Consider the following 10887-nt stretch of genomic DNA (forward strand, 5'->3'; position numbering starts at 1 on the left):
GTCAGGACCATCGCGCCCAGCGCGAGTGCAAGAACCAGAATGCCGACCCACGACGAGACCGACTTGCGCAGGAACTGGAGCATCGAAGTCCTTACTTGCCTGTTTGAACGCCTGCCTGCCTGATTCCCCGTACGGACGCAGCGTCCGGCCGGGCCAGGCAAAGGCGGCGAACCTGTTAGCCGCATGCAGCCACCTTGACCAGAAGCCTTGGCGAACGACAACTGCCGAATGCACCACCACCCGATCGTTCAAACTGCATTCACGCGCGCCCTACAACGCAATCACGCATGACAGCTTGTCGCCCGCCGCATCCAAAGGTAAGACCCGCCACCATGCCCTTGCGACCCGCCCCGGCTTCCACCCCGATCGTCAGCGGACGTGTCATCGCTTCTGCGATCCTCGCCGCATCGCTGCTGCTGACTGCCGGCTGCGCCCGCAACCGCAACAAGGCGAAGGAGGATCGTGCCTACATCGCACGCGATGTGGAAACCCTCTATTCGATCGCGCGCGACACGCTGGAAAAGGGCGACTATCGCATGGCAGCCGCCATGTTCGACGAAGTCGAACGCCAGCACCCCTATTCGGTCTGGGCGCGGCGCGCGCAACTGATGTCGGCGTTCAGCTATTACGCCTCGAAACAATATTCCGAATCGATCCTTGCCGCGCAGCGCTTCCTCAGCCTGCACCCTGGCAACAAGGCCGCCGCCTACGCCTATTACATCATCGCACTGAGCTACTACGAGCAGATCGCCGATGTCGCGCGCGATCAAAAGGTCACGCAGCAGGCGCTGACGGCGTTGCAGGAACTGGTTCGCCGCTTCCCTGACACGCCCTATGCCGCCGATGCGCGCCTGAAGATCGACTTGGTGAACGACCATCTGGCCGGCAAGGAACTGGAAGTGGGGCGATTTTACGCCCGCAACCGGCAGTGGATCGCCGCCGCCACGCGCTATCGCACCGTGATCGACGACTACCAGACCACCAGCCACACGCCAGAGGCGCTGTTCCGGCTGGTCGAAGCCTATCTGGCGCTCGGCCTGCCCGAGGAAGCGAAGCGCAACGCTGCGGTTCTGGGGGCGAATTACCCCGGCTCGAAATGGTATGATCGCGCCTTTGGCCTGATGCGGAAATACGCGCCGAACGTGCAGGCGGGCATCGGCACGGCCGTTCCGGGCGCCTGACGCGCAGCCGCTGGCGGAACCTGGCGTTGCTGGTCCAGCTTTCGATCCGCGACCTCGTCCTCATCGAGCGTGCGACCCTCAGCTTCGAAACCGGGCTGACCGTGCTTACCGGTGAAACCGGTGCCGGAAAATCGATCCTCCTCGACGGGCTGAATCTGGCGCTTGGCGAACGGGCGGACGCGGCCCTCGTCCGCAAGGGCGCGGCACAGGCGGCAGTCACTGCCGAGTTCCGCCTGCGACCGGGGCACCCCGCGCTCGACCTGCTGGCCGAACACGACCTGCCCGCCGAAGAACCCGACGCGATCACCCTGCGGCGGACGGTGAAGGCCGATGGCGGCAGCCGCGCGTTCGTGAACGATACCGCCGTTTCTGCGGGAACCCTGCGCCAGATCGGCGCACTGATGGTCGAAATGCACGGCCAGCACGATGAACGCGGCCTGCTGAACCCGCGCGGCCACATGGCACTGCTCGACAGCTATGGCGGCCATGGCGACGTGCTGGCTGAAACTGCATCCGCACACGCACATTGGAAGGCAGCGGGCGCGCGTCGGGCCGAAGCAGAAGCCCGCGCCGATGCCGACGCGCGCGACCGTGAATGGCTGGAACATGCCGCCGCCGAACTGACGGCACTCGACCCGCAACCGGGCGAGGAGGCAGACTTGGCCGACAAGCGCCTTGCCATGCAGAAAGGCGCCCGCCTTGCCGAAACGCTGGCGCGAATCGAGGAACTGGTTTCCGGTGAACAGGGCGCGCTTGGCCAGTTGCGGCAGGCGGCCCGCCGGCTGGAACGGATCGCCGACGAAGACCCCGGCCTGCGCCATGCGCTGGAAGCGGCAGACCGCGCCCTCGCCGAGGGCGACCATCTGGAACAGGGCCTTGCCGACACCCACGCCCGGTTGCAGCTTTCCCCCGAAGCACTGGAAGCGGCGGAATCGCGGCTGTTCGAGCTGCGCGCCACGGCCCGCAAACACCGGACCGAGGTGGACGCACTGAACAGCCTTGCAGCGGATCTGCGCAGCAGGCTTGCGGCGATCGAAGATCAGGGCGCCGGATTGGCGTCGTTGCGCGCTGCAGAAAGCGAAGCCGCCCAACTGCTGGATGCCGCCTGCAAACGCCTGCACGCCGCCCGAACCAGCGCCGCCCTGCGGCTGGACGCTGCGGTTGCGGCGGAACTTCCGGCGCTGAAGCTCGATGCTGCGCATTTCCGCACCTGCATCCACGCCGTGCCGCCCGGCGAAACCGGCGCCGACCAGATCGCCTTTGAAGTATCCACCAACCCGACAACCGGCTTCGGCCCGCTGACGCGTATTGCCTCTGGCGGCGAACTCAGCCGTTTCATGCTGGCGCTGAAGGTGGCTCTGGCCGGGCGCGGCGCGGCGGGCACCCTCATCTTCGACGAGATCGACCGTGGCGTCGGCGGTGCGACCGCCAGCGCCATCGGCCAGCGGCTGGCGCGGGTCGCCCAGGATGCGCAGGTGCTGGTCGTCACGCACAGCCCGCAAGTGGCGGCAGCCGGCCAGCATCAACTGAAAATCGCCAAGGCCGAAGGGCGCACCAGCGTCACCCAACTGGATGGCGAAGGCCGCGCCGACGAGATCGCGCGCATGCTGTCGGGCACGCACATAACCGACGAAGCCCGCGCCCAGGCCGAGCGCCTGCTTTCCGCCTGACCGGCAGCCGCTGCGACCGCGCGCAAGGCATTTTTCGCGACATGCCGGAATTCTGATGATTCCACAGGCCGGGAACATGCTCTAGGCGTTCGCGCATGGATTTTGCTTCCGACAACGCCGCCGGCGTCCACCCCGCGATCATGCAGGCAGTCCTCGGTGCAGCGGGCGCCGAGGCAGCGGGCTATGATTCCGACAGCTATTCGCGCCAGTTGGACGCTGCCTTTTCCCGTCTGTTCGAATGCCCGGTCAGGGCGTTCGCCGTGCCGTCGGGCACCGCCGCCAACGCACTTGGGCTTGCGGCAGCCGTGCCGCCATATGGCGGTGTCTGGTGCTCGTCCGAAGCCCACATCGAAGTCGACGAGGCGGGTTCCGTCCCCTTCTATACCGGCGGCGCCAGCCTGATGCTGGTCGAGGCGAATGCGGGCAAACTTACCGTCGAGGCATTGCAGCGCGCCAGTGCGCGGCGGCGGGGCGACGTGCATCAGGTGCAGGCGGCGGCCCTGAGCCTGACGCAGGCAACGGAATGCGGAACCGTCTATCATCCGCAGGAACTGCTGGCGCTTTCCGGCTGGGCGAAAGCGCATGAACTTCGCCTCCACATGGATGGCGCGCGCTTTGCCAACGCCGTCGCGCATCTGGGGTGCAGCCCGGCCGACGCAAGCTGGCGCGCCGGTGTCGATCTGCTGTCGTTCGGCTGCATCAAGAATGGCGGCATGTCGGCCGAGGCGCTGCTGGTGTTCGACGACAAACTGGCCGCCACCATTCCGGTGCGCCGCAAGCGCGCCGGGCTGATGCCGTCGAAGGGCCGGTTTGCCGCCGCGCAACTGCTGGCGATGCTGGAAGGCGATCTGTGGCTCGATATCGCCCGTCGCTCGAACGCCGGCGCAGCATTGCTTGCGGCAAGCGCGGGCGGGCGGCTGCTTTATCCAGTGCAGGCAAACGCCCTCTTCCTGCGCCTCAGCCCGGCCGAACGGGAAGCGCTTCGGGCACAGGGGTTCAGCTTTCACGACTGGGAACTTGCAGGCCCCGACGTCGCACGCATCGTCGTGCGCTGGGATCAGGATGCCAGCGCGATCGAGCGGCTCTCGGCTGCCATCGCCGCCCTCTGAGCTTCCCGTGCAATCCCGCACCATCGCGCAGTTCATTGCCGTCGTCCTGATCTGGGGGACGACGTGGATCGTCATCAAATATCAACTCGGCACCGTCGATCCGGGCTGGTCGGTCACCTACCGGTTCCTGACCGGCGGGCTGGCGCTTGCCGGATGGGCGTCGTTGCGTGGCATTTCGCTGGCGTTGCCGCGCAACGCGCTGCCGCTGGTGGCTGCGATCGGGCTGTTTCAGTTCACGCTGAACTTCAACCTGGTGTACCGGGCCGAATTATATATCCCGTCGGGCATCCCGGCTGTTGCGTTTGCGCTGCTGATGGTGCCCAACGCGATCCTTGCGCGCATCTTCCTGAAGCGCCGCATCAGCGGCCGCTTCGTCGTCGGCGCAACGCTTGGAATCGCCGGTGTCGGCGCGCTGTTCGCCCAGCAATTGTCGCTGCCCGACGCCGGCGCACAGACTGCGCTTGGCCTTGCGCTGGTGGTGGTCGCCGTTCTGTCGGCCAGTGTCGGCAATGTGCTGCAGGCCGGAAAGGCCGCCGCCCACCTGTCGCCCGTTGCCACCATGGCATGGTCGATGCTGCTGGCGGCGGGCATGAACGCGGCGCTGGCGTTCACCTTCGCCGGGCCGCCGCAGTTCGACCCGCAGCCCGCATACTGGCTTGGATTTCTATACCTCGGGCTGTTTGCCAGCGCGATCGCGTTCACGCTGTATTTCGATCTCATCCGCCGCATCGGCCCGGCTGAAGCCGCATGGACCAGCGTGCTGATCCCGATCCTTGCCATGTCTATCTCTACAGTGGTCGAGGATTTCCACTGGACATGGCTGGCGATCGTCGGCTGTCTGCTGGCGATCACCGGCATGGTGATCGCTCTGTGGCAACCGGCAGGTGCTGAACAGGCTCAGCCGTAGGTGCCGCGCAGGAACATCAGCGGATACCGGTTCTCGGCTGATCGGAAACTGTCGATCCGGCCCAGCAGGATCTGGTGATCGCCCGCATCGATGTCGTTCACCAATGTGCAGGCAAAGTTGGCGCACGCCCCTTCCAGCAGCATCACACCGGATTCCGATTCGACCCAGCCGCCTTCGGAAAACCGGTCCTCGACCTTGGATGCAAAGCGTTCGGCGATCGCCTTCTGCTGATCCGACAGCACGCTTACCCCGAACAACCCCGAGTCGCGGATGACGGGCAGGCTGCGGATATGCTTGCCGGGGCACACCAGCAGCAGCGGGGGATCCAGCGACACTGATGTAAAGCTGTTCGCGGTAAAGCCCACCGGCCGTCGATCCGCATCGAAACTGGTGACGATGGTGATGCCGGTTGCGAAACAGCCGAACGCATCGCGCAACGGCCTGTGGTCCGGTCGTCTGGGTTCGGTCATCGGCTTTGCTCCCCCTGTCCCGGCCGGATCGGGCCGCTGCGCGCGTGGCATGCCTGCCTCAATTACCGATAAAGTTGGCCGGACGCTTCTGCAAAAACGCCATAACGCCCTCGGCAAAATCGGCGCTGCGGCCTGCCGCCATCTGGTTACGCCGCTCGACCATCAGCCCTTCGGTCAGCGACTTGTCCATGCAGTCGCGGATGCCGGTGCGGATCAGGGTCAGTGCCCTGGTTGGCCCGGCCGCCAGCTTGCGGGCGATTTCGGTTGTGCGGTCCATCAGGCGGTCGTCCTCGACCAGCTCAGAAATCATACCCCAGTCATAGGCCTGCTCGGCGGGGATGCGCTCTCCAAGCATCATCATCCGGGTTGCGCGGGCGCGCCCGATCATGCGCGGCAGCATCCAGGTCGATCCCACATCCGGCACCAGCCCGATGTTCACGAACGCCTGCAGGAAATAGGCTGACTTGGCGGCGACGATGATATCGCCAGCCAGCGCAAACGAGCAGCCCGCACCGGCAGCAGGGCCATTCACCGCAGTCACCAACGGCACCGGCAGTGCGAACAAGCGTTCCAGCAGCACGTTGAAATGGGTTTCCAACACCCGCCCGGCGTCGATCGGGCCGCTACCGCTGCTGCCACCGCCGGCGGAACCGCCAGCCAGATCCGCGCCCGAGGAAAAACCGCGCCCGGCGCCCGTCAGCACCAGGCAGCGCGCCTTTGAAACGCCGTCGCGAAGATCGTCGACCGCGCGGATCATTTCAGCGATCACTTCGGTGTTCAGGCTGTTCAGCCGGTCGGGCCGATTGATCGTCAGCGTTGCGACGCCGTCTGCTTCTTCCCACAGGATATGCTGGTAGCTCAAATCTCGTCTCCCGGATGTCGTTGACCAAGCTGCTCTAGCGCGCGCGGTGGCAATCGTGCCGCTCGGCAAATGGCGAGGGTCGCGACCGCCCTCAGGCGTCCGGCCGCGCGCTTACCAGCAGGAACGCAGGCACACCCTCGGCGCCGAAACCTGGCGCGTCGGCCGCCTCGCGCGGCGGCGCACCACGATGCGTCCGCTCGGGCCGGCGCGCGGGCCTTTCCCGTGCAACCGCCGGTTCGGTATCCGCGCGGCCACGTTCACCGGCCTTGCTGCGGGTGTTACGATCTGCGGGCGCCGCGCTCTTGTCGTGCGCGGGCCTGTCACGCGTTGGCCTGTCGCGTTTTTCCATCTCACGCGCAGGCGCAGCCTTGCGGTCGGGATGCCGCTCGGGGTGCTTCTCCGCCTGCCCCGCCTCCAGTGGTTCCAGCCTCGGGATTTTCTGGCCCGTCAGCTTTTCCACATTCGCGATGGCTTCCTCGTCCTCGGGGGCGACGAAGGTGATCGCCACGCCCTTCTGGCCCGCCCGCCCGGTGCGGCCGATGCGATGCACATAGTCGTCGGGGTGCCACGGCACGTCGAAATTGAAGACGTGGCTGACACCCTTGATGTCCAGCCCGCGCGCGGCAACGTCGGATGCCACCAGAATATTGATTTCGCCGTCGCGGAAGCGATCCAGCTCGCGGATACGATCGGACTGTTCCATGTCGCCGTGAATCTGTCCGGCGGCGAACCGATGGCGCTTCAGGCTGGAAGCAAGGTCGCGCACCGTCGTCTTGCGGTTGCAGAAGATGATGCTGGTTTTCACATCCTCCTGCTTCAGGAAGTGCCGCAGCGCCTCGCGTTTGGCGCGCTGGCCAACGCCGAGCAACGACTGGGTGATGTCCTTGTTGGTGGTGGCCGGACGCGCAACCTCGACGGTTTTCGGGTTCGACATGAAGCGGTCCGCCAGCTTCTTCACCGGCGGCGGCATCGTGGCGGAAAACAGCAGCGTCTGCCGTTCGGGCCGCAGCAGCGCGCAGATCCGCTCGACATCAGGGATGAAGCCCATATCCAGCATGCGGTCGGCTTCGTCGATCACCAGTACATCGACGCCCGACAGCAATACCTTGCCACGGCCATGCTGGTCGAGCAGCCGGCCGGGCGTTGCGATCAGCACATCGACACCCTTTTCCAGTGCGCGATCCTGATCGCCAAAGGCAACGCCTCCGATCAGCAGCGCCATCGAAAGCTTGTGATACTTGCCGTATTTTTCAAAATTTTCGGCAACCTGCGCCGCAAGTTCGCGGGTCGGCTCCAGGATCAGGGAACGCGGCATCCGCGCCCGGCTACGGCCTTCGGCCAGAATATCGATCATCGGCAGCACGAAGCTTGCCGTCTTGCCGGTGCCCGTCTGGGCGACGCCGATCAGATCCTTGCCCATCAGGACGGGCGGAATTGCGGCTGCCTGAATCGCAGTCGGTTCATCATAGCCGCTATCGGCGACGGCTTTCAGCAGGGCGTCAGACAGGTGCAGATCGGAAAAGGGCAAGGCATTTACCTAGGTTTGGCCGCGCGAAATCCACGGCACGACGCGTCGCGCCATACAGTTTGCAGCGACGATTGGAAAGAGTTGCGGCCAATCCGGCGCCACCGGAAAGAAAAAGGGGGAGGCGGATGGCCGCCTCCCCCCTTGAAACCCGTGCGGGTTCCGCTGGTCGATCAGAACTTGAACCCGGCCATCACGCCGTAACGCCGGGGTTCCAGCGTGAAGACGTTGGTGAAGTTCCCCGACGAGGCGTCCGTCGAGTAGATGCCGGTGATCGCGCTGTTGTTGGTGATGTTCTGCACATAGGCGCGCAGGAACCAGCGTTCGTCGGCAGCGTTCAACTGCACCTGCGCGTTCAGCACCACATAGGATTCGATCCGCGTGCGGTCGGTGTTGAAGATACTGCCGAAGCTTTCGCCGTTGAACGCAAGGTCGGCGCGCGGCACCAGCGTCATGCCGTTGTTGAATTCCTCGGTCCACTGGATGCCGGCCGACACCTTGTATTCCGGCGCCTGCGGCAGGCTGTTGCCCCGGATGTTGTTGGCAACGCCGGGGCTGAGCACCTCGACGCCTGATGCCGCCGCACTTCCGGCCAGAACATCGCAGAGGCCGAATGCGCCGGTCGCGCCGTTGATGCCGCTGTCCGACGGGAAGGCAACCGGGCCGCGCAGCCCAAGTGCCGCGTTCACCGCAGTCACATAGCCGTTCGACAGCGCCGCGCCGCCTGCACCCTTCGGGATCACAGCGCAGTTCGAACCGTTCGACAGATCCTTGACGATGACCGCATCCGAACGCCCGCCCGACGGATCGAACGGATCCGCCAGATATTTGTCCGACGAAACGCGGGTATGCAGATAGGATGCGCTGATGTTGATCGCCAGCGGCGGGATCGGCCGGATGATGCTTTCCAGCTCGAGGCCCCAGATGTTCGCATCCACGTTATCGTTCACCGCAGTCCGCGCGATGAAGCGGGCAAGTTGCAGGCCCTTGTATTTGTAATAGAAGGCCGTTGCATTCAGTTGCACCCGACCATCGGCGAAACGGTTCTTCGAGCCGATTTCGAAGGCGTCGATGAATTCCGGCGCGAACGTATCCGACACCTGGAAGATCGGTTGCAGCGGCGGGTTGATGCCACCAGATTTATAGCCCCGCGAATAAGACGCATAGAGCAGATTGTCGTCGGTGATCTTGTAGTCGATCACGAAACGGCCGGTCAGTTCCTGGAAGGATACATTGCGTTCCTGCCACGGCTGGTTGCCGAGTTTGCCGGGATCCGCATCAAAATCGCCGAAATGCGGCGAATCGAACGCATTGCCGATGTTGGTCGGCGCCAGGAAGCTCAGCAGCGTCGAGCGGGCGCGGACATATTTCTTGTCGTTGTTGAGGCGCAGACCAACCGTCAGCTTCAGCTTGTCGGTGACATCATAATAGGCCTCGCCGAAGATGCCCCAGCTATTCAGGGTGTAGCGGTCGGTATGGTTCCGATAGAGCGGCGGTCCGAGGATGACATTGCCGAGCGCCGGATTACCAAGCGCGCTTGCCGCACCCAGTATGCCCGACGAATAGTCCAGCGTGAACGCATTCACATAGTAGCTGTTCTCGGGCATGACCATGTTGTTGTAGGTGGCACCCAGCAGGAAGTTGAACGGCCCGTCGAACTTCGAGGAAACGATGCCTTCAACGGTCCAGGCGTGGCGCCGTTCGTTCGAGCGGTCGAAATCCTGCGGTGTGGCCGAACACAGGCTGCGGCCTGCATAGGCCCCCATGCCGTTCGGATCAGTGAGCGATGTGCAAAGATCGCCGTTCGGGCCATTGGGCATCAACGCATTCGCCATCGGCCGGAACTGCGGCAGCACCGCTGCATAGCCAGCCAGATGTTGCAATGCGGGCGCGAACAATGCCCGGTTCATCACCGACTGGTTATAATCCTGCGAACTATTGACCGAGTTCTGCTGATACTGGCCCGAAAGCTTGGCCCTGATACCGCCGAAGTCGTGTTCGATCTTGCCTTGCACCTGGATTTCATCGGCAAAATATGTCGGCGCATAGTCGGAATAGATTTTACGCGGATCCGCCGGGTTCAGCATGCCGGAATAGACATCCTTGCCGTAGATGCTGGCAAGCCCGAAGTCATGGAAGAAGGGACCGCCGGCTATCGCCAGAAATTCCTTCGAGGACAGGGTGCTGGCAAGCGTCGAATTGGCGTTGGTGAATGAATATTCCCGCCGGCCCGGCAGGCAGCCCAGGACTCCCGTAGGGTCCGTCTGGCACATCAGCTTCTGGACGCGCATCCGGTCGTCCTTTTCGCGGAAGTAATAGCCCATCACGTCGACCGTGGTGTCGGGTGTGGGCTCCCAGCGGATCGAACCGCGCAGCGCGAACATGTCGCGCCCGTCATAGCTGTCGCCGTTGAACAGGTTCTTGGTATAGCCGTCACGCTTCAGGTAGAAACCCGCCGCGCGTATCGCCAGCGTGTCGCCGATCGGCACGTTCACCATGCCCTGCAAGCGGATTTCGTTGAAATTGCCGTAGCCTGCCTCGCCCGAGGCCTTGAACCGCTGCATCACCGGCTTGGCAGTCACGAAGTTGACGACGCCCGACGTGGCGTTGCGCCCGAACAGCGTGCCCTGCGGCCCGCGCAGCACTTCCACCCGTTCCAGATCGAAATATTCAGTCTCGAAAATACGGGTACCGAACAGCGGCAGGTCGTTCATGTGGATGGCGGTGGCGCTGTCGCAGGTCACGCCGGTGCACAGGTCGCCGACGCCGCGAATGGTAAAACTGGCGGCGGTGAAATTGCTTTTCGAGAAGGTGACATTGGGCAGTGAAAGCTGCAACTGGTTGGCGTTGTTGATCTGCTTTTCCGTCAGCGCCTCAGACGAAAACGCCGACACCGCGATCGGCACGTCCTGCAGGCTTTGCGCCTGCCGCTGCGCGGTGACGACAATGTCCTGAATGTCTCCAGCCTCGGCGGTTTGCGCGTGTGCGGCAAAACCCAGCAGACCATGCACCGAAACGGCGGAAATCAGTGCCGTACGGATCGTGGCTTTCATCGAAATCATTGCAATCTCCCTCGCGCCGATGCGGGCGCATTTCCCCTTCGCCAGTTTGCCCGAAAGAAACTTCCGGCAAGACGGCCAAGTTTTCGGCCATGCCGGATACC

General features: G+C 64.1%; 8 protein-coding genes. 4 read left to right on the forward strand and 4 right to left on the reverse strand.

The window, feature by feature from the left end; translation table 11 throughout:
- The first annotated feature begins 332 nt into the window (after positions 1-332).
- The 4 genes from AC16JP_RS10270 (at position 333) to AC16JP_RS10285 (ending at position 4867) form a co-directional block, all read left to right on the forward strand.
- Positions 333-1181 carry an outer membrane protein assembly factor BamD gene (locus tag AC16JP_RS10270; RefSeq protein WP_484340520.1) on the forward strand — a complete coding sequence of 283 codons (849 nt, stop codon included), beginning with the start codon at positions 333-335 and terminating at the stop codon, positions 1179-1181.
- A 26-nt stretch (positions 1182-1207) separates the two neighbouring features.
- The gene (gene recN / locus AC16JP_RS10275) at positions 1208-2851 is read left to right on the forward strand and encodes a DNA repair protein RecN (protein WP_484340521.1); all 1644 of its coding nucleotides are present in this window, start codon (positions 1208-1210) and stop codon (positions 2849-2851) included.
- Between the two features lie 95 nt (positions 2852-2946).
- The gene (locus tag AC16JP_RS10280; protein ID WP_484340522.1) at positions 2947-3960 is read left to right on the forward strand and encodes a threonine aldolase family protein; all 1014 of its coding nucleotides are present in this window, start codon (positions 2947-2949) and stop codon (positions 3958-3960) included.
- 7 nt (positions 3961-3967) lie between these two features.
- Positions 3968-4867 carry a DMT family transporter gene (locus AC16JP_RS10285; protein ID WP_484340523.1) on the forward strand — a complete coding sequence of 300 codons (900 nt, stop codon included), beginning with the start codon at positions 3968-3970 and terminating at the stop codon, positions 4865-4867.
- Here AC16JP_RS10285 and AC16JP_RS10290 read toward each other — a convergent pair.
- The 4 genes from AC16JP_RS10290 to AC16JP_RS10305 all read right to left on the reverse strand — a co-directional run bounded on the left by AC16JP_RS10290 (position 4858) and on the right by AC16JP_RS10305 (position 10777).
- Positions 4858-5337: a flavin reductase family protein gene (locus AC16JP_RS10290; protein ID WP_484340524.1), complete on the reverse strand. Its 480-nt coding sequence runs from the start codon at positions 5335-5337 to the stop codon at positions 4858-4860. The genes AC16JP_RS10285 and AC16JP_RS10290 overlap by 10 nt on opposite strands.
- 58 nt (positions 5338-5395) lie before the next feature.
- Positions 5396-6199, reverse strand: coding sequence for an enoyl-CoA hydratase-related protein (locus AC16JP_RS10295; RefSeq protein WP_484340525.1), 804 nt, complete (start codon positions 6197-6199; stop codon positions 5396-5398).
- A 91-nt stretch (positions 6200-6290) separates the two neighbouring features.
- The gene (locus AC16JP_RS10300; protein WP_484340526.1) at positions 6291-7727 is read right to left on the reverse strand and encodes a DEAD/DEAH box helicase; all 1437 of its coding nucleotides are present in this window, start codon (positions 7725-7727) and stop codon (positions 6291-6293) included.
- Positions 7728-7897: 170 nt separating this feature from the next.
- Complete coding sequence (locus AC16JP_RS10305) at positions 7898-10777, reverse strand: TonB-dependent receptor (RefSeq protein ID WP_484340527.1); 2880 nt, start codon at positions 10775-10777, stop codon at positions 7898-7900.
- Positions 10778-10887 lie beyond the last annotated feature (110 nt).

The organism is Sandaracinobacteroides sp. (assembly GCF_057137845.1).

Coding starts and splice junctions, on each gene's coding strand:
- AC16JP_RS10270 (WP_484340520.1), top strand. CDS start 333: ATGCCCTTGCGACCCGCCCCGGCTTCCACCCCGATCGTCAGCGGACGT.
- AC16JP_RS10280 (WP_484340522.1), top strand. CDS start 2,947: ATGGATTTTGCTTCCGACAACGCCGCCGGCGTCCACCCCGCGATCATG.
- AC16JP_RS10290 (WP_484340524.1), bottom strand. CDS start 5,337: ATGACCGAACCCAGACGACCGGACCACAGGCCGTTGCGCGATGCGTTC.
- AC16JP_RS10305 (WP_484340527.1), bottom strand. CDS start 10,777: ATGAAAGCCACGATCCGTACGGCACTGATTTCCGCCGTTTCGGTGCAT.